A 21,910-nucleotide genomic window follows, 5' to 3' on the forward strand; every position below is an offset into this window, starting at 1 on the left:
GACCATGGGGCCTACGCTCGCCCCCATGGACATCTCTGGAACCGCTGCCGCGCCCCCGTCCGATGACTCCGGCGATCCCGCCCACGACATCAAGCCCCGCAGCCGCCAGGTGACCGACGGTCCCGATGCGATCGTCTCGCGAGGCATGCTGCGCGCCGTCGGGATGGGCGACGAGGACTGGGCGAAGCCGCAGATCGGCATCGCGAGCTCCTGGAACGAGATCACCCCCTGCAACCTGTCCCTGGACCGTCTCGCGCGCGCCGCGAAGGAGGGCGTCCACGCGGGCGGCGGGTACCCGCTGCAGTTCGGCACCATCTCCGTCTCCGACGGGATCTCGATGGGCCACGACGGCATGCACTTCTCGCTGGTCTCCCGCGACCTCATCGCCGACAGCGTCGAGACCGTGATGAGCGCCGAGCGGCTCGACGGGTCCGTGCTGCTGGCCGGCTGCGACAAGTCCCTGCCGGGGATGCTGATGGCCGCCGCCCGCCTGGACCTGGCCAGCGCCTTCGTCTACGCCGGCAGCATCATGCCCGGCCATGTGAACCTCTCGACCGGGGAGTCCAAGGACGTCACGATCATCGACGGCTTCGAGGCCGCAGGAGCGCTGGCCCGCGGACGCATGAGCCAGGCCGACGCCGACCACATCGAGCGGCGGATCTGCCCGGGCGAGGGCGCCTGCGGCGGCTTCTACACCGCCAACACGATGTCGACGGTCGCCGAGGCCATCGGCATGTCGATCCCGGGCTCGGCGACACCGCCGTCGGCCGACCGCCGCCGGGACGCCGATGCCCGCCGGGCCGGAGAGGCCGTGGTCGGGATGCTCAAGGCCGGCATCTCCACCCGCGACATCATGACCAAGCCCGCCTTCGAGAACGCCATCGCCGTGGTCCAGGCCTTCGGCGGCTCCACGAACGCCGTGCTCCACCTGATGGCGATCGCCCACGAGGTCGACGTCGACCTCACCCTCGAGGACTTCGCGAGGATCGGCGCCAAGGTCCCGCACCTGGCGAACCTCAAGCCCTACGGGCAGTACGTGATGAACGACGTGGACCACGTCGGCGGCATCCAGGTGGTCATGAAGACCCTGCTGGACGAGGGGCTCCTGGACGGCGACTGCCTCACCGTCACCGGCCGCACCGTCGCCGAGAACCTCGAGGTGCTGGACCCGCCGAAGCCCGACGGCACGGTGCTCCGACCGGCCTCGGACCCGATCGCGCCCACCGGCGGCATCACCATCCTGCACGGGACCCTCGCGCCCGAGGGGGCCGTCGTGAAGTCCGCCGGCTTCGAGGGCGACGTATTCGAGGGGACCGCCCGGGTCTTCGAGCGCGAGAAGGCCGCCCTGAAGGCCCTGCGCGACGGCACCATCACCCACGGGGACGTCGTCGTCATCCGCTACGAGGGCCCCAAGGGAGGCCCCGGCATGCGCGAGATGCTCGCGATCACCGCCGCCATCAAGGGGGCGGGGCTCGGCAAGGACGTGCTGCTGATGACCGACGGTCGCTTCTCCGGCGGCACCACCGGGCTCTGCGTGGGTCACATCGCCCCCGAGGCGGTCGACGGCGGCCCCATCGCCTTCGTGCGCGACGGCGACCACATCCGGCTCGAGGTCGCCACGGGCAAGCTCGACGTCCTCGTGGATCCCGAGGAGCTCGAGGCCCGCCGCGAGGGCTGGGCGCCGCTGCCCCCCAAGTTCACCAAGGGCGTGCTCGCGAAGTACGTGCGGCTCGTCGGCTCCGCCTCGCGGGGAGCGATCCTGGGCGACTGAGGCATTCCCGGAGGAGCCGAGCGAGCGGCGTGACCGGAGCGACCCGAACGGAGGACGGAGCAGTGCTGACACGTCGGAGCAGCCGCAGGATCGATGCCCTGCAGGAGGTCGCCGACGGCGTCTTCTTCTCGCGGGGGCGCGGATCGAACTGGGTGCTGCTGCGCGACGGGAGGGAGCTGACCCTCATCGACGCCGGCTATCCGGCGGACGCCGCTCAGGTCGCCGGCGACGTCCGCTCGCTCGCCGGCGGCATCGCTGGCCTGCGGGCCGTTCTCCTCACGCACGGGCACATCGATCACGTCGGGGCCCTCCCCGGACTGCTGCGGCACCGGGCCGTCCCCGTCCACGCGCACCCCGCCGAGATCCCCCACCTCCACGGGGAGGTCCACGACCAAGCCGGACCCCTCGACGTGCTGCGCAACCTCACCCTGCCGCACATGCCGTCCTGGCTGGCCATGGTGCTGCGCTCCGGGGGAACGACACCGGTGCACCTGACGGGGGCGACGGCGCTGCCCACGACCGGGATGCTCGACCTCCCCGGCGCGCCGGAGCCCGTGCTGGTCGCCGGGCACACCCGCGGCCACGCCGCCTACCTGCTGCGGGAGCCGGGCGTCCTCGTGACCGGCGACGCCCTGGTCACAGGGCACCCGCTCTCGCGACTCCACGGCCCGCAGATGCTCCCGGAGTTCTTCGCCCACGATCCCCAGCAGGCCCTCGAGCAGCTCGAGGTGCTCACCACCCTGCCGGCCGAGCTGATCCTCCCGGGTCATGGACCCGCGTGGCGCGGCAGCCCGCGGGCAGCGGTCGAGATCGTCCGGCAGCGTTCCTGACCGTCGGGCGGCGCTCGTGATCGTGCGGCGGCGGACGCGGGCCGCAGCAGCCGGTGGGAAGCACTGGAGAGTCACCGCAGTAACACGGTGACAGCCCCGCGGAATCAGCACGAGAATGCGCGGGGATTCTCCCCGAGGGGCCGGGCCTGCAGAACGCCTGAAGCGGGACTTCCTTTCCCCGGGTGTTCCCGGGCCTATCGCGAAATAGTTCCGCCCTGAAGCGCCGACCCTCCTCCCCAAGAGAATTCCGTGCTGTCCGTATGCGTTCTTCCGCGCACTCGCCGCGGCAGTCCCGGGGAGGGCCTCCCGTCGGCCCGCGCCGTCGAGGCCCCTCATCGGGGGCCGCGGACGGGCGTGACGACCCGGCTTTCGCAGGGGGCTCGGAACCGCCGTCCGAGGGGTCGACACGCGGGGTGTCGCCCCCGCGGATTTCGGGGCGTTTTCCCTGGTCGTCCCATGAGACGAAAGGTCACGCGAACGTCACGGCGGCGTGGGGGCTTGACGGGGGTGATCCCGGGGGCTGAGGGTGCGTCATGAGGCGGTTCTCGATTCGGGGCCGCCTTCGTCGATCCCGGACACCGTGGTCCGGGACGATGGCATCTCTCGCACGTCGCCGAAAGCGAGGCACACGCCATGGACACCGCAGTCTTCGAGAATCATGAGTCCGAGATCCGCGGCTACTGCCGCAATTACCCCACCGTGTTCGCCACGGCCTCCAATGCCCGCCAGGTCTCCGAGGACGGAACCTCCTACATCGATTTCTTCGGCGGGGCAGGAGTGCTCAACTTCGGGCACAACAACCCGAAGATGAAAGAAGCGCTGATCGACTTCATCAGCAATGACGGGGTGGCCCACAGCCTCGACACGTACACCACCACCAAGCGGGACTTCGTCTCCAAGTTCCAGGAGGTCGTGCTCGCTCCCCGCGGCATGGACCACAAGATGCAGTTCATGGGCCCCACCGGGTCGAACGCCGTCGAAGCGGCCATGAAGCTCGCCCGCCGCGCCACCGGGCGGCGGGAGATCGTCGCCTTCAGCCACGGCTTCCACGGGATGACCCTGGGCTCGCTCGCCGCGACCGCCAACCACGCCTTCCGGCAGTGGGCCGGGGTCCCGCTGGACAACATCATTCGCCTGCCCTTCGAGACCGCACCTGGTGGGGACACCGCGATCTCCGAGTACCGCGAGGCCCTGCTGGACACCTCGAGCGGACTCACGGCGCCGGCGGCCTTCCTGGTCGAACCGGTCCAGGCCGAGGGCGGCGTCAACGTCGCCAGCGCCGAATGGCTGCGCTCGGTCCAGGACCTCGCCCGTGAGGTCGGTGCGCTGCTGATCTTCGACGACATCCAGGCGGGCATCGGCCGTACCGGCTCCTACTTCTCCTTCGACGGCATGGACCTGGACCCGGACATCATCACGCTGGCCAAGGGCCTGGGCGGCTTCGGCACCCCGATCGCGATGAACCTCAACAAGCCCGAGGTCGACGCCCACTGGTCGCCCGGCGCCCACACCGGCACCTTCCGCGGTCAGGGCCTCTCCTTCGTCGCCGGCACCGTCGCCCTGGACTACTTCACCGACGACTCCTTCACGGCCGAGGTCACGCGCAAGGGGAAGGTGATGCGCGAGCGTCTCGAGAAGATCGCCGCCGCCCATCCCGACGCCGGATGGGAGGTGCGCGGCAAGGGCATGATGCAGGCGCTGGACACCATGGACGGCGCCGTCGCCAAGAAGGTGCAGCAGGCGAGCTTCGAGCGCGGACTGCTGATCGGCCCCTGCGGGCAGGACGGGCGCGTGGTCAAGCTGATCCCGCCGCTGACCATCCCCGACGACGACCTCGACGCAGGCCTCGACCTGCTCGAGCAGGCGATCGAGGCGGCCGCGACGACGACGGTGGTGGCCTGATGCGCCGCCGGGACGACATGACGTTCGCGCCCGAGGAGTACGAGCGCCGCCTCGACGGGCTGCGGCAGCGGATGGCCGAGCGCGGACTGGACGCCGTGGTGATCTCCGATCCGGAGAACCTCATGTACCTCACGGACTACCAGACCACCGGGTACTCGTTCTTCCAGGCGCTCGTGGTGCCGCTCGAGGACGACTCGGTGTTCGTCACCCGTGCGATGGAGGAGTCCAACGTCATCCATCGCACCTGGGTGGGTCGCACCAGGCCTTACCCCGACACCGGTGATGCGATCGCCTCGCTCGTGGACGTGCTCAAGGAGCTCGGCCTGGGCGATGCGACGGTGGGCTTCGAGCGCAACAGCTACTACTTCCCCGCCTACCAGCAGGACCGCATGCACGATGCCTTCGGGCGCGGCCTCGTGGACTGCTTCGGCATCGTCGAGGAGGGGCGGATCCGCAAGTCCGCCGCCGAGATCGAGGTGATGGGTCGCGCCGCACGCGCGGCCGAGGCCGGATGGGCCGCGGGCGTGGAGGTCGCGGTCCCGGGGAACACCGAGAACGACGTCGCCGCCGCGATCTCCTCGGCGATGTTCCGCGCCGGCGGCGAGTTCCCCGCGGTGATGCCGTACGTGACCTCCGGGCCGCGCTCGATGATCGGGCACGCCACCTGGGAGGGGCGCACCATCCAGCCCGGTGAGCACGTGTTCCTCGAGATCGGTGGCTGCTACCGCCGCTACCACGCGGCGCTCATGCGCACCGTGGTCAACGGCGAGCTCACCGACTCCATGCACCAGGCTCAGGAGACGATGAAGCAAGCCCTGGCGGAGCTGCGCTCCCTCATGAAGCCGGGTGTCACGGTCTCCGCCGTCGACGAACTGACACGTGCGGTGATCGAGGACAACTCGGTGGGCGCGCGCCTGGTCACCCGCGCCGGATATTCGATCGGGATCGCCTTCCCGCCCAGCTGGGACGAGGGATACATCCTCTCCCTGATGAGCGGGGACCAGCGGGAGCTCGAGGAGGGCATGACCTTCCACCTGATCCCGTGGATGTGGGGTGTGGACGGCGACAAGACCTGCGGGATCTCCGACACCGTTCGCATCACCGCCGACGGCTGCGAGTCCTTCTTCCACGCCCCCGAGGACTTCACCGTCCACCCCGGCGGGACGGGGTCCGCGGCCGACGGCGACATCCCGATCATCGGATCCGAGAGGTCCGTCGCTCCGTCCGCGAACGCCACCGCCCGGTCGGTCGGCCCCGCCGCCCAGGCCCTCTGAGAGGAGACGAAGATGTCCACTCTGACTGCCATCGATCCCACCACCGGCACCGTCGTGCGCGAGGTGCCCGCCGCGACGCCGGCGCAGATCACCGAGATCATCGACCGTTCCGAGCAGGCCTACGAGTCCTGGAAGGAGACGAGTTTCGCCGAACGCGCCGAGGTCCTGAGCGCCGTCGCCGCGTACATGCGCGAGCACGTCGAGGAGCTCGCGCCGCTGATGACCGAGGAGATGGGCAAGCCCATCGGCGAGGCCAGGGGAGAGGTCGGCAAGGCCGCCTGGGCCGCCGAGCACTACGCCGAGCACGCCGAGGAGTACCTGGCCGACCAGCACATCGCCTCGGACGCCACCTCCTCCTACGTCCAGCACCTGCCGCTGGGACCCGTGCTGGGTGTGCTGCCCTGGAACGCGCCGTTCTGGATCGCGTTCCGCTTCGCGGCACCCGCGCTGATGGCCGGCAACACCTGCGTGATGAAGCACGACCCGCACGTTCCCGGCTGCGCGGCGGCGATCGAGGAGGTGTTCCGCGCCGTCGGCGCCCCGGAGGGGATCTTCCAGACCCTGCAGGCGCGGACCGAGGACGTCGAGCAGGCGATCCGCGACCCGCGCATCGCCGCGGTCTCCTTCACGGGCTCGGACCGTGCCGGCGCGAAGGTCGCCGCCATCGCCGCGAGCGAGATCAAGCCGGCCGTGCTCGAGCTGGGAGGCTCGGACCCGTGCATCGTCCTGGCCGACGCGGACCTCGAGAAGGCCGCGGAGGTCTCGGCGCTCTCACGGATCATCAACGCCGGGCAGTCGTGCATCGCCGCCAAGCGCGTGATCGTCGAGCGCTCGGTGCACGACGAGTTCGTCGAGCTGCTCAGGGCGCGGCTCGCGGCGCTCACCGTCGGCGATCCGCGCGAGGACACCACCCAGGTGGGTCCGATCGCCCGTGAGGAGCTGCGGGAGAACCTGCACCGGCAGGTCACCGCCTCCGTCGAGGCGGGGGCGAGCCTGATGCTGGGCGGCGAGATGCCTGCGGGGGAGGGCTACTTCTACCCGGTCACGCTGCTGACCGACGTGAAGCCCGGGATGACCGCGTGCACCGAGGAGACCTTCGGTCCGGTGGCCGTGGTGGTCGCCGCCGAGGACGCCGAGGACGCCATCGCGATCGCCAACGACACCCCCTACGGCCTCGGCTCCTCGATCTGGACCGAGGCCTCCCGCGGCGTCGACCTGGCCCGGCGCATCGAGGCAGGTCAGGTGAGCGTCAACGGGATCGTCAAGACCGACCCGCGCCTGCCCTCGGGCGGCATCAAGCGCTCGGGCTACGGCCGCGAGCTCGGCCCCCACGGGATCCGCGAGTTCGTCAACGCCCAGCAGGTGTGGGTGGGCCCCGCGACGAGCTGACCTCGAGCGGCCCTCGAGCTGTCCTCGAGCGGCGAGAGACGGCGCGGAGACGCCGCGTAGGCGGCGTGCGCGCCTTCCTGGGGGACCTCCCCGGGGAGGCGCGCACTTCGTCCCACAAAACTCTCGTGCGATCGGCTGCCATCAGGTACGCTCGAACCACAAGCGCTCCGATGCGCACGGCCGAACGTCAGGAATCTTCACTCGCAGCACCCGCACCCCTGCACCGACCGTAGCGACGCAGATCCTCGCCAGGATCGCCGCCTCGCACCGGCAGCCCACTCGGATGGGCCCAGCGCCCATCCCCACCAACTCCCCATCGCGGACCGGTCCCACCGGAATCGTCGATGGGGGCGCGCGGCGGAAATCTCGTCGCGACCGCACAGGGGGCATCTGCCCTCTGCACACCGAAGGAAAGACTGCATGACTACAGGCACCGTGAAGTGGTTCAACTCCGAGAAGGGGTACGGCTTCATCGCCCCCGACGACGGCTCGGCCGACGTCTTCGCCCACTTCAGCAACATCGCCGGCTCCGGCTACCGCAACCTCGAGGAGGACCAGAAGGTCTCCTTCGACACCGAGCGCACGGATCGCGGCCTGACCGCGACCAACATCCAGTCGGTCTGAACCTCCTCCTGAGCTGAGGAGCGGGTCCGCCCCGCACCCCTCGCTCCGGGAGTCGCACGCATAGCGTGCAGCGCGCCCCGTCGCCCACCCTCGTGGTGGACGGCGGGGCGCGTCTCTGTGTGGGGGGTGTGTGCGGTGGTCGCGTCGACGTTCGACGGGCACGTTCATGCGTGGCGGGCGCGCCCACGCAGGGCCCCGCCCACCTGCGGCGGACGCGCGCACCCGCGGCGGGCACGCTCACGCTGGGGCCCGCCCACCCGCGGCGGGCGCGCCCACCCGCGGCGCCCCGCCCGCGTTCGGCGTATCCCAGGCGCGCCGGTGTGACCCCGGCCTCCTATACTCGAGGGTGCACGACGTCATGAACCGACAGCGAAGGAGGCACCAGATGAGTGCGGACGAGAAGTTCGAGAACAAGGCCGACAAGCTGGGCGGTCAGGCCAAGGAGGGCCTGGGCAAGCTGACCGGTGACAAGGAGGCCGAGAGCGAGGGCAAGGCCCAGCAGACCCGCGCCGGCTTCCAGGAGAAGGCCCAGGACGTCAAGGACAGCGTCAAGGGCGCGATCAGCGGACTCACCGGTAAGAAGGACAGCGGGGAGTAAGCCGCACGGGGCCCCGTTCACCCCGGTTGGGCCCGCGCCCGCCCTCTATAGGACAGTTCCGTAGCGAGAACCGACGTTCTTGCTACGGAACTGTCCGAGGGGCTTCCGTGGGCCGACGGGCCGCCAGAGGATCGGCTGTCGACGGGCTGGGCCACCGACGGGCCTGCTGTCGGCGGGCCCCGCCCCCATCCTGACGCCCTGCCCCCCCCCCACCTGGCTCACCCCCGCCCGGTCGACGCCCCACCCACCCGCCCCACCCGCCCGCGCAGCCCGCCCTGCTACCGTGAACGGACCGAGGGGAGTCCCGGCAAGGGGCTGAGAATCCACTGGTCAGATGGTCGCGCCGGGCGCGGTCTCGGACGGCGTGGAGACCCTGAGCACCTGATCCGGATCATGCCGGCGCAGGGACGGATCTCCTGTGAGCCCTCCCCGCCGGCCGCGTGGAAGAGGCATCGTGAGCACCAGCGCCCACCCCATCCCGAACATCCTGTCGATCGCGGGCACCGACCCCACGGGCGGAGCCGGGATCCAGGCCGATCTCAAGGCCATCAGCGCCCAGGGCGCCTTCGCGATGGCCGTGGTCACGGCAGTGGTCGCCCAGAACACCCAGGGCGTGCGCGGCGTGCGGGCGATGGATCCCGAGTTCGTCGGGGAGCAGATCGACGCGGTCTTCGAGGACGTGCGCGTGGACGCCGTGAAGATCGGCATGGTCGCGAACGCGGGGATCGCCGAGGTGATCGCCGACAGGCTCGCCCACCACGGCGCGGACCGCGTGGTACTGGACCCGGTGATGGTCGCCAAGAGCGGGGACCGCCTCCTGGACGAGGACGCCGTCGACGCCGTGCGCGATCTGCTGGTGCCGCGCTCGAGCATCATCACGCCGAACCTCCCGGAGGCAGCGGTGCTGCTCGGGGAGGAGCCCGACTGGGACCTCTCGGAGATGCGCCGCCGTGCGCCGGCTCTGCTCGAGCTCGGTCCGAGCAGGGTGCTGCTCAAGGGCGGTCACCTCGACGGCTCCGCCACCAGCACCGACCTGCTGTGCGGGCCCGAGGGGATCCTCGAGCTGCCCGCTCCCCGCATCGCGACGACCAACGACCACGGCACCGGGTGCACGCTCTCCGCCGCGATCGCCGCCCTGCTCCCGCAGCGCAGCGCCGTAGATGCGGTGCGCGAGGGCAAGGCGTATCTCCACGATGCGCTGGCGGCGAGCGACCGGCTGGACGTCGGCCGAGGACACGGCCCCCTGCACCACTTCCATGCCCTCTGGGAAGCCGCCGGGATCGATCGCTGACCGTGCGACGCCCCGCCGTGTAATAGTGGCCATCAACCATTGTTGACGGGGCGCGTCCAGCGCCCGGGGCGGCACCGGCCGACCTCGGCTCGTCGGCGCACGGAGGAGAGGGGCGCACGTGAGCGCGACGACGGAGCACGGCCGCACGCGGCGCAGGCCCCCGGGGCGGCCGCGCGGACAGGATTCCGCGATCGTGCGGGACCAGGCGCTGCGCACCGCCGTCGACCTGATCGCCCACCAGGGTTTCGCCGCGACGTCGATGGCGCAGGTCGCGGAGGGCGCAGGGATCTCGCCCTCGGGCCTGGCCCACCACTTCCCCTCCAAGAGGGACCTGCTGACGGCGGTCCTCGCCCACCGTGACGCGGTGGACAGTGACCCGCGCCCGCCGGAGGGGTCGGCACCCTGGGCATCCTTCGACCATCTGGTGCGGGTGGCCGGGCTGAACATGGGGCGCCGCCAGATCGTTCTGCTCTACGTCACGGTCACCGGTGAGGCCACCCAGGCCGACCATCCGGCGCACGGCTGGATGGTCGAGCACTTCGAGAACGTCATGCAGACCCTGCGCAGCGGCTTGATCGCCGATCAGGCCAACGGTGACGTGCGCGAGGACGCCCCGGTGGAGTCCATCGCGCGCGAGACGGTCGCGCTCATGGACGGGCTGCAGCTGCAGTGGCTGATCGACCCCACGGTCGACATGGCCGCGATCCTGGCGGGCCACGTCGACCGCTTGAAGGCCGCCTGGGGAACTCCCGCCACCACCTCCTGACCCCGCGAATCGCGGCCCGTCCCGATGACCGACAATGGGCCCTGTCCGCTCCAGCGTGACGCGCCCGGGCAGGTGCTCTCCCTGTGGTGGGCCTCGACGGGACAGGAGACCGCCATGACGACATCCGGCCGGACCGGCGACGAGCAGGCCGCTCGCGCGGAGCGGCTCCCGCAGCGGCCCGTGCGCCCCCTCCACCTGCAGGCCGGTGCCCTCGCGCTCGTCCTGCTCGGAGGGACGCTCGGGACGGCGGCACGCGAGGGACTGACCCTGGTCGTCCCCGAGGTCGGCGGATTCCCGATCGCCCTGTCTTGCATCAATCTCGTCGGCGCGCTGCTGCTCGGCGTGCTCCTGGAGTCCCTCGCGCGCCGCGGGCCCGACACGGGTCCCCGCCGCTCCCTGCGCCTGCTGCTGGGCACGGGCCTGATGGGCGGTTTCACCTCCTACAGCGCGCTCTCGCTGGCGACCCAGCAGCTGCTGGCCGACGGCACCGTCGGCCGTGCCCTCGCCTTCGCCCTGCTCAGCGTCGTGCTCGGCGTGCTCTTCGCGTTCGCCGGCGTCCTGCTCGCCTCCCGCCGCCGGGCAGGGGGTGCTCGATGAGCGTCGCCGTCTTCATCCTGCTCAGCCTCGCCGGCGGCGTCGGCGCGGTCGCTCGGTTCGTCCTCGACGGGCTGGTGCGGTCCCGGGTCTCCTCGGCGATGCCGTGGGGGACCATCCTGATCAACATCAGTGGCTCCCTGCTGCTGGGCCTGGTCACCGGGATGCTCGGAGCGCAGCTCCTCACGCCCGAGCTCCAGCTCGTCCTCGGAGCCGGGTTCCTCGGCGGGTACACGACGTCCTCCACGGCCAGCGTCGAGACGGTGCGACTGCTGCAGCAGCGGCGCATGGTCCTAGCCCTGGGCAACCTGCTGGGCACCCTGGTGGTGGGCTCCGCAGCCGCGACGCTCGGGCTGGTCCTCGGCGCGGCACTCTGAGAGCGCGCCGAGGCAGCCCGACGGCCGGTGGCCGGCGGCCGTGCCCGTGCCCGAACACCCGGTCGCCGTCAGCAGTCGGCGACCAGTCGCAGCAGCACCCGGGCGCCGAAGCGGATCGCGTCCACGGGCACGCGCTCGTCGATGCCGTGGAACAGGGGCGCGAAGTCGAGGTCGGCGGGCAGCTGCAGCGGGGCGAAGCCGTAGCCCGTGATGCCCAGCTGGGCGAGCTGCTTGTTGTCGGTGCCGCCGCTGAGGCAGTAGGGGAGCAGCTCGGCGCCGGGGTCCTCGGCGAGGATCGCGCGGTGCATCGCGTCGACGAAGGGGGTGTCGTCGGGGGCGTCGAGGGCGATGCCGATGGTGTCGACGATCATCTCGACGTCGGGCCCGGAGAGCTCGTCGATGAGCGCCAGCAGCTCGTCCCGGTGGCCGGGCAGGAACCGGCAGTCCAGCTCCGCCTCGGCCGTCTGGGGGATGACGTTGCCCTTGTACCCGGCGCGCAGGGTGGTCGCGTTCGCGGTGTCCGAGAGGGTGCCGGAGACGAACTGCCTCGCTCCACCCAGCATCGGCAGGAAGGCTGCGGGGTCGCTCTCCTCCCACTCCGTCCCGGAGATCTCGCCGACACGGTCGAACAGGGTCCGCACGCTCGCGATGTACTCGTAGGGGAACACGTGCTCGTCGATCGCGGAGATCGCCCGGGACAACCGCACGATCGCGCTCTCGTCGTTGGGGACCGACCCGTGGCCCGCGCGGCCGTGGGCGCGCAGACGCATCCAGGCGTAGCCCTTCTCCGCGGTCTGCAGCAGGTAGGCGCGCACGTCGCGCCCGGCGTCCTTCTGCGGCACGGTGATCGAGTAGCCGCCCACCTCGCTGATCGCCTCCGTGCACCCCTCGAAGATCTCCGGCCGGTGCTCGACGAGCCAGCGCGAGCCCAGGACGCCACCGGCCTCCTCGTCGGCGAACATCACGATCACCAGGTCCCGCGGCGGCTTCTGGCCGGTGCGCGCCAGGTGGCGGACCATCGCCAGGATCATCCCGTCCATGTCCTTCATGTCCACGGCGCCGCGACCGTAGAGCACCCCGTCGCGGATCTCTGCGGCGAAGGGATCCACGCTCCAGTCCGCGGCGTCGGCGGGCACGACGTCGAGGTGCCCGTGGATCACGAGCCCACCCCGCTCACGGTCCGCGCCGGGGATGCGCAGCACGACGCTCGCGCGTCCGGGCTCGGACTCGATGATCTCCGGCTCGTACCCGACCTCGCGCAGCTGGGAGACCACGTACTCGGCCGCCTCGCGCTCGCCGGGCCCTTCGTTGCGGCCGTAGTTGCTGGTGTCGATGCGGATCAGATCTCTCGTGATCCGCACGGCCTCCTCCTGCACGAGTTCGAGCTGGTCGGCGGTGGTGTCGGAGAGAGACATGCGGCCACCCTATGCCGCACGCAGCTCCCGGCGGGCAGCAGCCTGGACCTCCTCGCCGAGCGCACGCAGCAGATCGGGCGGGGTCCGCCAGGCCTGCCAGTACAGGGGCGTCGAGACCTCCTCCCCACCGAGCGGCAGCACCCGGCCCTCCTCGCGCAGCGGCACGGACTGCTGCAGAGGCATCATCGCCCAGCCGATCCCCGCCTCGACTGCGCTCCCGAGGTCATGCGTGGAGGGGACCAGGTGGCGGGGCGCCACCGAGGCGTCCACGCCGCGGGACCGCAGCCACGTCTCCTGCAACCGGTCAGAGCGGTCGAAGTCGATGCGTGGGGCTCTGCTGAGGATCTCGGGTGACGGCGACCCCCCCCTTCGACGGGGCGGGACCGGCCGGCGAGGACGAGCCTCCGGACGTCGCCGGTGCGGTGGGGTCCCCCTCCTCGACGTCACGGACCCATCTCTCCCACCAGATCGGGGAGGCCACGGCCTCGTACACCAGGCTCCCCAGCGCCGCCACGGAGCAGCCGGGCGAGGCCAGCGCGGAGGAGGTCACGGCGGCCATGGCGGCCCCGCTCTCCAGCAGCTGCGCGGTGGCGTCCTGGTCCTCCCGCAGGATCTCGACCTGGACGTCGTGCTCGGCGACGAAGGAGGCGAGCGGAGCGATGAACCAGGTCGCGGACGAGTCCGAGTTCACCGCGATCGCGATCCGCGGCGCGTGCCCCTCGTCCTCGAGGCCGAGCGCCTCCTGCGCCTCCGCCTCGATCAGGGCGTGGCATCGAGCGAAGCGGATCACGGCCTGACCGGCCTCCGTGGCACGCACCGGACGCGAGCGGACGAGGAGCCGTCGGCCCAGCGTCTGTTCCAGCAGCCGCACCCGCTGGCTGACGGCCGAGGGCGTGAGGTGCAGGGCACGGGAGGCGGCCTCGAGGGAGCCCTCGTCCACCACGGCGGCCAGTGTGCGCGCGAGAACCGGATCGACGTTCATGAAGAGATGCTAAATCTGCGTCAGGCATCCTTGCTGGTGCTTCATCGAGCGGAGGTTCTAGCGTCGAGGGATGCCCGCTCCGCTCCACGGTCTTCTCACCGGCCTCGCCCTGATCGTCGCCATCGGCTCGCAGAACGTCTTCGTCCTGCGCCAAGGCTTGCGGCGTCAGCACGTGCTCGCGGTCGTGGTGGTGTGCACGCTCTCGGACATGGTGCTGATCAGCGCCGGAGCGGGAGGACTCGGTCTGCTCGTGGAGCAGGAGCCGCAGCTCGTGCATGTCGTCCGCTGGGCGGGCGCGGCGTTCCTCGTCGGCTATGCGCTCCTGGCCGCTCGCAGGGCCCTGCGGCCGACGGGCGAGTCGCTGGAGACGGGGACCGTCTCGGACCGGGGAGGCGGAGTGGTGCGAGTCTCCCTCGCCGCGCTCGCCCTCACCTGGCTCAACCCCCACGTGTACCTCGACACCGTGCTGCTGCTGGGGTCCGTCGCGGCGACCCACGGGACCGGGCGGTGGGCGTTCGCCCTCGGTGCGATCGCCGGCAGTGCGCTGTGGTTCTCGGCGCTGGGCTTCGGCGCACGCGGTCTCGGTGGCCTGCTCTCTGGCCCTCGCGCCTGGCGCGTGCTCGACGGGCTCGTCGCGGTGACGATGCTGGTGGTCGCGGTGATGCTCCTGACCGGAGGGTGAGCGCCCCTTCGACCGGCGGATGAGTGCCCCGTCAGCCGGCAGGGGCCCTGCGCGTCAGCCGTGCGGCCCGCCCCGCAGCTCCACCGAGATCTGCTCGGCATCGAGCGTGGAGAGCACGTGCTCGACCATCTCGGGATCGAAGAGCCCGTCGTCGCGCGCATCCAGCAGGGCCTTGCGCTGCGCCTCGAGGACCCGCAGCGTCTCGATCTTGTCGGGTGCCCACGAGGATCAGCGGGGCGGCGGTCGGTGCGCAGGCGCGGGGCGATCACATCGGTCGCGCAGATGATGACGATCGCGGCGACCGCGAGCGCGATGGGAAGGGTCATGGCCGGCTCCGTCCGGTGGATCCACGGTGGGGGGTGGGCCGGCGCGCGGGACACGATGTCGGCGGGGGCCTCGAGCTGCCAGTGATTCTCCCACCCTGCATGCGGTCGGCGTCCGACGACCGGCTCCTGGGCCCTCGCCGAGGTCGGCCCCGGAGCCTGAGATCGCCGGAGAAGGGGCGGGTACGAGGCCTCGGAGCGGACACGCGCGAATCGTGACGGAAGCGTTACGCATGGCTTTGGCAGGCGATGACGGAAATCTCCGGAAAAGCAGCTGACCGTGCTGGTCGCACGGAAGGAACGACCATCGGGAGAAGAGCCTGCGGAGGGGTGGGAAGCGGGTTCCGAGAAGGTGCCGGAAGGGGCCCCTGCCGACGCCCTCGGACCGAACGTGATTGAGAAGCCCAGGTCAGGCGGCGATGATAGAGAAACAGAACCGAGCCGGAAATCGCTTCCGATGCGGAGCGCAGAGGTGCGCCATCGCAGTCTTCGGCTGTGAGCGACTCAGCCCTGTCCGACGTCGACACGAGGGAGCAAGAATGCCCGTCATCTCCGCAGACGGTCTCCACAAGATCTTCGGGCGCCGCCCGCAGCGGGGCGTCGATGCCCTGCGCGCGGGCGCCACCCGCGACCAGTTGCGCGAGGAGGGCTTGACCGCTGCCGTCATCGACGCGTCCTTCGACGTCGAGCCCGGAGAGATCTTCGTGGTGATGGGGCTGTCCGGATCGGGCAAGTCCACGCTGATCCGCATGGTCAACGGTCTGCTCCCCGCCACCGCGGGCAGTCTCGAGATCGGCGGGCAGGACCTCTTCTCGATGAGCGCCAAGCAGGAGCGCCAGGTCCGCCGCGAACGGATCTCCATGGTCTTCCAGCACTTCGCACTGCTGCCCCACCGGACGGTCGGCGAGAACGCCGCCTACGGCCTGGAGATCAGCGGCGTCGGCCGCAGCGAGCGCGAGGAGAAGGCGCGCACCGCCCTGGAGATGGTCGGACTCACGGGCTGGGGCGGGTACCCGCCCTCGGCGCTCTCCGGCGGCATGCAGCAGCGCGTGGGACTTGCCCGCGCGCTCGCCGCCGGGACGGACATCCTGCTGATGGACGAGGCCTTCAGCGCGCTGGACCCTCTGATCCGCCGCGACATGCAGGACCAGCTCGTGGACCTCCAGCAGCGCCTGGAGAAGACGATCCTGTTCATCACCCACGACCTCAACGAGGCCATGCGTTTGGGCGATCGCATCGCGATGATGCGCGACGGCCGCATCGTCCAGGTGGGCACGAGCGAGGAGATCCTCAACGAGCCCGCCAACGACTACGTCGCCCGCTTCATCCAGGACGTCGACCGCAGCCGCGTGCTCACCGCCGGCGCGATCCTCGAGAAGCCCGCCGAGGTCCTCGGCGCCGCACAGGGTCCGCGCACTGCGCACAAGCTGATGCGCGAGACCCAGAACCCGTGGCTCGTGGTGCTGAACCGCGACCAGACGCCGGCCGGCGTGCTGTGGGAGGACGACGTCGCCGACGCGGTCAGCGCCGGGCGCGACGAGCTGCCCTGGTCGGACGTGCACGAGATGCCCGTCGTCCGTGAGGACGCCCCGATCGCCGAGCTCTTCGCGCCCTCGGCCCGGCACCGCAGCCCGCTCGTCGTCGTGGACGAGGAGGGGCACTTCGCCGGGGTCGTCCCCCGGGTCACGCTGCTGACCGCCGCCGGTGTCCATCAGGAGGAGACATCCCCGGGGAGCGTCGCGGCGCCACCACCCCCTGACGGCAGCGGGCAGACGCACCGCGCCCCTGACCACGACGTGACCACCACAGGGGAGGAGGGCCGATGAACCCCGACGAGAGCCTCGTGCCCGCCATCCCGATCGGTGACTGGGTCCAGTCCTTCATCGACTGGCTGACCGAGAACGTCTCCTGGCTGTTCGACCTGATCAAGGCCGTCTTCAGTTTCCTGGTCGAGAACCTCACCTTCGGTCTGACCGCGATCGCCCCGGTCGCCCTGATCGTGATCTGCGTGCTGCTGGCCTGGGTGCTGCGCTCCTGGAAGTTCGCCCTCGGCACCGCCGTGATGTTCCTGCTTGTGCTCTCCATGGGGCAGTGGGTGCACATGATGGAGACGACCGCGCTGGTGCTGGTGGCCACCGTGATCGCCGTCGTGATCGCAATCCCCCTGGGCGTGCTCGCAGCCCGCAGCCGGACCGTCAGTGCGATCGTGCGCCCGATCCTGGACTTCATGCAGACGATGCCCGCCTTCGTCTACCTCATCCCCGCCGTCACCATGTTCTCGATCGGCGTCGTCCCCGGCATGGTCGCGACCATCATCTTCGCCCTCCCTCCCGGGGTGCGCATGACCGAGCTCGGCATCCGCCAGGTCGACACCGAGACGGTCGAGGCGGGTGAGGCCTTCGGGGCGACCCCGTGGCAGATCCTGCGCGGCATCCAGCTGCCGCTGGCGGTGCCGACCATCATGGCGGGCGTCAACCAGGTGATCATGCTCGCGCTGTCGATGGGCGTGATCGCCGGCATGATCGGCGCACCCGGCCTGGGCAAGGAGGTCGTCGAGGCGATCTCCAGCCTCGACCTGCCGCTCGGCGTCGAGGCGGGACTCTCCGTGGTCTTCCTCGCCGTCTTCCTCGACCGGCTCACCGCAGCGCTCGGTGCCCCCAGCCAGTACCCGGGTTCGCTCGTCGCCCTGGTGCGCCGCCGTCGGCGCAAGCGCGCCGCGGCCGACGGCTGACCGGCGCCCCGGCCGCCCCGGCCGCTCCCGCCCTCCCGCCCTCCCGCCCTCCCGCCACAGCCACTCCCAACCGCACCACCGAAGGAGAGCAGCACCGATGAACGACCGACAGAATCTCCGCTCCCGCCCTCTCACCCGCCGCTCCGCCCTCGTCGGCGTCGCCGGGGCGCTCGGACTCGGCCTCGCTGCCTGCTCCGGCAATGCCACCACCGGCGGGGACTCAGGTGGCTCCGGCTCCGGGAGCGAGGGCAAGAGCATCACGCTCGGCTACGTCCCGTCGTGGACCGACGGCCTGAGCACCGCGTACCTGCTGGACAACCGGCTCTCGAAGATGGGCTACTCCGTCGAGCACCAGGAGATCGAGCAGCCGGCCGCGCTGTACGCGGCTCTCGCCAAGGGCGACATCGACATGTACCCCTCGGCATGGCCCGAGATCACCCACAAGAAGTACATGGACAAGTACGGGAAGGACATCGAGGACCTCGACACGTACTACGGGGACGCCGTGCTCACCATGGCGGTGCCGACGTACACGAAGATCGAGTCGATCTCCGATCTCAAGGGCAAGGCCGACATGTTCGACGGCAAGATCATCGGCATCGAACCCGGAGCCGGCCTCACCGGCGTCGTCAAGGACGGGGCGATGCCCGCCTACGGGCTCGACAAGGAGTACGAGCTCGTCACCTCCTCCACGCAGGCCATGCTGAGCGAGCTCAAGAAGGCCACCGAGGCGAAGAAGGACATCGTCGTCACCCTGTGGCGCCCCTTCTGGGCGAACTCCACCTTCCCCGTGAAGGACCTCAAGGACCCCGAGGGTGCGATGGGCAAGTCCGAGGGGCTGCACTTCCTGGCCCGCAAGGGCTTCGGCGACGACTTCGCGGACGCCGCGAAGTTCATCGGCGGGATCAAGCTCGACGACGAGCAGTACAACAGCCTCGAGGACCTCGTGGTCAACGAGTACGGCAAGGGCAAGGAGCCCGAGGCCATCGAGAAGTGGCTGAAGGACAACCCCGACCTGCTCCCCGAGGTCGAGAAGGCCTGAGGCGCCCGGCTACGGTCGCGGGCCCGTCGCCCCTCGTGCGGGGACGGCGGGCCCGCGTCCGTCGCGAGACCGGGCACGTCCTGTGTCGGATGACAAGCGGGGCGGACTGCCGTCGTGCCCCGGGTCTGCGCCACGACCGCGGTCATGTCAGAGTGGAGGACTCCGGCTCCCCGGCCGCACCGCCCACCCCTGCCGTCACGCCCCTACGACGAGGTGCCCACATGACTCCCGCCGCTGATCCCCACTTCCCCGCCCTCCATCGCGTCCATCCCACCGGATGGATCAACGACCCCAACGGGATCGTCCGCGTCGACGACCGCTGGCACGTCCACTTCCAGCACAACCCGGGCGCGCCGCGTCACGGGAACATCCGCTGGGGCCACATGTCCTCCTCCGACCTGGTGACCTGGCGCGTCGAGCCCGACAGCATCACTCCGCGTGCGGGGGAGGCCGACGCTGGCGGCTGCTGGAGCGGCGTCGCCCTGCGCGACGGCGCCCGCGGTGGCGCTCCCACCCTGGTCTACTCCGGGGTCGACGGCGTGCACGACGAGCTCGCCCGCGTGATGGTCGCCCGCACCAGCGAGGACATGACCGAGGTGCTCGAGGAGGGGCACGTGGTCGCGGGCGTCCCCGAGGGGCGGCGACTGCTGGGGGTGCGAGACCCCTTCGTGCTCGAGGCCTTCGGGCGCCGCTTCGCGATCCAGGGTGCCGGGGACCTCGGGGAGTCGGAGGACTCCGCGACCCCCGAGCTGCTCCTGTACTCCTGTGACGACCTCGAGCAGTGGGAGCTGCTGGGGACGCTGCTGACCGGGGATGATCCGATCGCTGCCGAGGTGGCTCCCGCGGAGATCTGGGAATGCCCGCAGCTGGTGCAGATCGGCGAGGACTGGGTGTTGCTGCTGTCGCTGTGGGACCGTCGTGGAGCGTCGAGCGCCCAGACCGATCACACGGTGTACCTGGTCGGCAGCCTCGAGCAGGACGAGCAGGACGAGCAGGGCCTGCCGCGCTTCGTCCCCCGCACCGGTGGCCCGATCGACTCCGGATCGGACCTCTACGCTCCGCAGGCGATCCAGGATCGCGAGAACGAGCGGGTCCTGATGTGGGGATGGTCCTGGGAGGGGGCGGAACGCACCCAGGAACAGACCGACGCGCAGGGATGGGCCGGCTGCCTCACCCTCCCGCGCGTCCTCGAGCTCGACCAGGACCGTCTGCTCGCGCGGGTGCCCGCCGAGGTCGACGCGCTGCGCGCCCGCGAGGAGCTCGTGATCGGCAACGCCGTCCAGGCGTCGGCGCCGATCCGACTCGAGGTCCGGGCCCCGCACGGGGCGCGGGTGGAGATCCTCTCGGCCGACGGCACCGTCCGGGAGATCGCCGCGCTCGATGGTGGCCTGCGGATCTTCGTCGACGGCAGCATCCTCGAGGCGATCGGGGACAGGGACCTCCCGCACACGCGTCGTCTCTACCCGGCCGACGGCGAGCAGCTGCGCATCAGCGGACAGGAGATGCAGGTCTGGAGCCTTCAAATCCCGGGCAGCTGAGGATCCGCCGACGGTAGCCTCGCGGACGTGAGGATCGAACTCGTGCTCGGCGCCGGCTCCGCGTTCGGGCTGGCGCACCTGGGGGTCCTGCGTGCTCTGGGCGAGCGGGGCCACGAGGTCGTGAGGCTGCACGGCTGCTCGATGGGCGCGCTGGTCGCCGGCGCCGTCGCGGCGGGCAGCGATCACCTGCTGGAGCAGCGGGTCGACCGCGCCCGGCTCCGAGACGCCCTGCGTCTGCTCGATCTGCGCGTCCGCGGGGCGGGCCTGGTGGGAGGTCGGAGGATCGAGCGGCTGCTCGAGGAGCTGTACGGCGAGCGCCGGATAGAGGAGCTCGACCTGCCCCTGCGCGTCGTCGCGACCGACGTCAGCACGTGGCTCCCCGTCGACCTCGACAGCGGGCTCCTGCGCGAGGCGGTGCGCGCCTCGATCGCCGTCCCCGCCCTGCTCCCGCCCATCGAACTCGCCGGCCGCATCCTGGCCGACGGCACCCTGGTCCAACCGCTTCCCGTCCCACCGGAGCCGGATCCCCGAGCTGATCGGGTCCTGGCCGTGAGCGTGCTCGGGCCACCGGCCGCGCAGCCCTGGAGGACCGGCGTCCCGCGGCGACGCACGGTCCACTACGTCATGGATTCCCTGAGCATCGCCCAGCACGGCATCGAGCAGGCCGTGCTCGCGGCGCATCCGGAGGTCTCGCTGATCCAGCTCCCGGCCGGTGACGGCGCCTCGGCGCTGTCCTTCCACCGGGCGGGGCGGATCGCGGCGCTGGGGCATCTGGCGGCCCGTGAGCAGCTGCCGGCCCTCGGCCTCTGAGTCGGGCCTCTCGGTCGGGGCCTCTGGGTCGGGGCGTCCTCGGTGGCGCCCACCATGACGGCTCCCGACGCACGGACGGCCCGGACACACGAGGTGTCCGGGCCGTCGGCCGTCGGGTCGGCGCTGGTGCCGGGGCTCCCGGTCAGCACCGGTGGCGAGGGAGTCTCACTCCGTCGGCGACCGCCGGGGTGCGGGAGCCGAGCTCGGAGTCCAGACGCAGGATGCCGGAGCCGTCGCCGCCCACGCGCTTCACGCGACCGATGATCTCGGAGACGGTCGACTCCTCCTCGATCTGCTCGTCGATGAACCACTGCAGCAGCGGGACGGAGTCGAGGTCGCCCTCCTTGTCCGCGGAGCGGTAGAGCTCGCGGATCGACTCGGAGACCTTCTCCTCGTGGGCCAGGGCGGCCTCGAAGATCGCCAGCACGGAGAGGCCAGGGGTGACCTCCGGGGCCTCGATGGTGCCGATCTGCGCGTGGTTGCCACGGTCGGAGACGTGGGCGATGAACTTGTTGGCGTGGACCAGCTCCTCCTCGGCCTGGGCCTGGAGCCATGCCGAGATGCCCGGCAGGTCCTGCTCATCGGCCTCGACGGCGAGCTGGCGGTAGGTGGAGAACGCGGCGAGCTCCAGAGTGATCTGCGCCTGGAACTTCTTCTCGAGATCAGTGCTCATCTTCATGACCATGAGAGTAGCGCCGGGATCCGGGCTTGTCAGCCATGAGAAGGCTGAGCTTCCCCGCTGTTCAGCGTGCCTTTCCCGCGCTGGTCAGTGGGCCATTCCGCGTCCGGATCCGCCCGCGTCGTTCCGGGTCATCGAGGCCTCGCGGTCGGGGCCCGTGTCCCGGGCCGATCGGGGTGCCGAGCATGCGCCGATCACGGCACGAGATCGGGGGAGCTGACTGTGATCGACGCATCCGTCGTCGGGGTGACGTCGAGGCCCCTCGGCCCGTCGTGTGCCGGGTGCGGGTGCG

At 71.0% G+C, this 21,910-nt stretch carries 21 protein-coding genes and 1 riboswitch; of the genes, 17 read left to right on the forward strand and 4 right to left on the reverse strand.

Annotation, left to right across the window (positions count from 1 at the left end; all coding sequences use genetic code 11):
• Positions 1–25: 25 nt before the first annotated feature.
• The 11 genes from ilvD (at position 26) to crcB (ending at position 11,416) form a co-directional block, all read left to right on the forward strand.
• Positions 26–1,771 carry a dihydroxy-acid dehydratase gene (gene ilvD, locus DEO23_RS06775; RefSeq protein ID WP_109275626.1) on the forward strand — a complete coding sequence of 582 codons (1,746 nt, stop codon included), beginning with the start codon at positions 26–28 and terminating at the stop codon, positions 1,769–1,771.
• Between the two features lie 62 nt (positions 1,772–1,833).
• The gene (locus DEO23_RS06780; protein ID WP_165831755.1) at positions 1,834–2,601 is read left to right on the forward strand and encodes an MBL fold metallo-hydrolase; all 768 of its coding nucleotides are present in this window, start codon (positions 1,834–1,836) and stop codon (positions 2,599–2,601) included.
• Positions 2,602–3,234: 633 nt separating this feature from the next.
• Positions 3,235–4,503, forward strand: a complete 1,269-nt coding sequence (locus DEO23_RS06785; RefSeq protein WP_109275236.1) for an aspartate aminotransferase family protein — start codon at positions 3,235–3,237, stop codon at positions 4,501–4,503.
• Positions 4,503–5,777, forward strand: coding sequence for an ectoine hydrolase (gene doeA, locus DEO23_RS06790; RefSeq protein ID WP_109275237.1), 1,275 nt, complete (start codon positions 4,503–4,505; stop codon positions 5,775–5,777). Before DEO23_RS06785 ends, doeA begins: the two co-directional genes overlap by 1 nt.
• Before the next feature lie 12 nt (positions 5,778–5,789).
• Positions 5,790–7,166, forward strand: coding sequence for an NAD-dependent succinate-semialdehyde dehydrogenase (locus DEO23_RS06795; protein WP_109275238.1), 1,377 nt, complete (start codon positions 5,790–5,792; stop codon positions 7,164–7,166).
• A gap of 420 nt (positions 7,167–7,586) precedes the next feature.
• A complete protein-coding gene (locus DEO23_RS06800) occupies positions 7,587–7,790 on the forward strand; it encodes a cold-shock protein (RefSeq protein WP_109275239.1) in 204 nt (67 codons plus the stop codon).
• A 385-nt stretch (positions 7,791–8,175) separates the two neighbouring features.
• Positions 8,176–8,388 carry a CsbD family protein gene (locus tag DEO23_RS06805; protein WP_109275240.1) on the forward strand — a complete coding sequence of 71 codons (213 nt, stop codon included), beginning with the start codon at positions 8,176–8,178 and terminating at the stop codon, positions 8,386–8,388.
• Positions 8,389–8,673: 285 nt separating this feature from the next.
• A riboswitch (TPP riboswitch) is annotated at positions 8,674–8,813 on the forward strand.
• 29 nt (positions 8,814–8,842) lie between these two features.
• Positions 8,843–9,679 (forward strand): bifunctional hydroxymethylpyrimidine kinase/phosphomethylpyrimidine kinase, encoded by an 837-nt coding sequence (gene thiD / locus DEO23_RS06810; RefSeq protein WP_205678887.1) that lies wholly within the window; start codon positions 8,843–8,845, stop codon positions 9,677–9,679.
• A gap of 118 nt (positions 9,680–9,797) precedes the next feature.
• Positions 9,798–10,445, forward strand: a complete 648-nt coding sequence (locus DEO23_RS06815; protein ID WP_109275241.1) for a TetR/AcrR family transcriptional regulator — start codon at positions 9,798–9,800, stop codon at positions 10,443–10,445.
• Positions 10,446–10,559: 114 nt separating this feature from the next.
• The gene (locus DEO23_RS06820; RefSeq protein WP_109275242.1) at positions 10,560–11,042 is read left to right on the forward strand and encodes a CrcB family protein; all 483 of its coding nucleotides are present in this window, start codon (positions 10,560–10,562) and stop codon (positions 11,040–11,042) included.
• Positions 11,039–11,416 carry a fluoride efflux transporter CrcB gene (gene crcB, locus DEO23_RS06825; RefSeq protein ID WP_109275243.1) on the forward strand — a complete coding sequence of 126 codons (378 nt, stop codon included), beginning with the start codon at positions 11,039–11,041 and terminating at the stop codon, positions 11,414–11,416. Before DEO23_RS06820 ends, crcB begins: the two co-directional genes overlap by 4 nt.
• A 68-nt stretch (positions 11,417–11,484) precedes the next feature.
• Here the strand turns inward: crcB and DEO23_RS06830 are convergent, their stop codons facing one another.
• The 3 genes from DEO23_RS06830 to DEO23_RS06835 are packed head-to-tail and all read right to left on the reverse strand — an operon-like array spanning position 11,485 to position 13,813.
• Complete coding sequence (locus DEO23_RS06830; RefSeq protein WP_109275244.1) at positions 11,485–12,831, reverse strand: M20/M25/M40 family metallo-hydrolase; 1,347 nt, start codon at positions 12,829–12,831, stop codon at positions 11,485–11,487.
• A gap of 9 nt (positions 12,832–12,840) precedes the next feature.
• Complete coding sequence (locus tag DEO23_RS16350) at positions 12,841–13,101, reverse strand: ArgP/LysG family DNA-binding transcriptional regulator (protein ID WP_240613261.1); 261 nt, start codon at positions 13,099–13,101, stop codon at positions 12,841–12,843.
• A gap of 34 nt (positions 13,102–13,135) precedes the next feature.
• The gene (locus DEO23_RS06835) at positions 13,136–13,813 is read right to left on the reverse strand and encodes an ArgP/LysG family DNA-binding transcriptional regulator (RefSeq protein ID WP_240613262.1); all 678 of its coding nucleotides are present in this window, start codon (positions 13,811–13,813) and stop codon (positions 13,136–13,138) included.
• Between the two features lie 70 nt (positions 13,814–13,883).
• On the opposite strand from DEO23_RS06835, the gene DEO23_RS06840 reads away from it, so the two are divergent.
• The 6 genes from DEO23_RS06840 to DEO23_RS06870 all read left to right on the forward strand — a co-directional run bounded on the left by DEO23_RS06840 (position 13,884) and on the right by DEO23_RS06870 (position 20,939).
• Positions 13,884–14,495, forward strand: a complete 612-nt coding sequence (locus DEO23_RS06840) for a LysE/ArgO family amino acid transporter (protein WP_109275245.1) — start codon at positions 13,884–13,886, stop codon at positions 14,493–14,495.
• Between the two features lie 862 nt (positions 14,496–15,357).
• Positions 15,358–16,644 carry a quaternary amine ABC transporter ATP-binding protein gene (locus DEO23_RS06850; RefSeq protein ID WP_109275247.1) on the forward strand — a complete coding sequence of 429 codons (1,287 nt, stop codon included), beginning with the start codon at positions 15,358–15,360 and terminating at the stop codon, positions 16,642–16,644.
• Entirely contained in the window at positions 16,641–17,549 is a 909-nt protein-coding gene (locus DEO23_RS06855; RefSeq protein WP_109275248.1) for an ABC transporter permease, read from the forward strand. Before DEO23_RS06850 ends, DEO23_RS06855 begins: the two co-directional genes overlap by 4 nt.
• A gap of 97 nt (positions 17,550–17,646) precedes the next feature.
• Positions 17,647–18,591, forward strand: coding sequence for a glycine betaine ABC transporter substrate-binding protein (locus tag DEO23_RS06860; protein ID WP_109275249.1), 945 nt, complete (start codon positions 17,647–17,649; stop codon positions 18,589–18,591).
• Positions 18,592–18,812: 221 nt separating this feature from the next.
• Positions 18,813–20,129, forward strand: coding sequence for a glycoside hydrolase family 32 protein (locus DEO23_RS06865; RefSeq protein WP_109275250.1), 1,317 nt, complete (start codon positions 18,813–18,815; stop codon positions 20,127–20,129).
• Positions 20,130–20,156: 27 nt separating this feature from the next.
• A complete protein-coding gene (locus tag DEO23_RS06870; RefSeq protein WP_109275251.1) occupies positions 20,157–20,939 on the forward strand; it encodes a patatin-like phospholipase family protein in 783 nt (260 codons plus the stop codon).
• 142 nt (positions 20,940–21,081) lie between these two features.
• Here the strand turns inward: DEO23_RS06870 and DEO23_RS06875 are convergent, their stop codons facing one another.
• Complete coding sequence (locus DEO23_RS06875; RefSeq protein ID WP_109275628.1) at positions 21,082–21,618, reverse strand: ferritin; 537 nt, start codon at positions 21,616–21,618, stop codon at positions 21,082–21,084.
• Positions 21,619–21,910 lie beyond the last annotated feature (292 nt).

The sequence above is a fragment of the Brachybacterium endophyticum genome, assembly GCF_003130585.1.
Taxonomy (GTDB): domain Bacteria; phylum Actinomycetota; class Actinomycetes; order Actinomycetales; family Dermabacteraceae; genus Brachybacterium; species Brachybacterium endophyticum.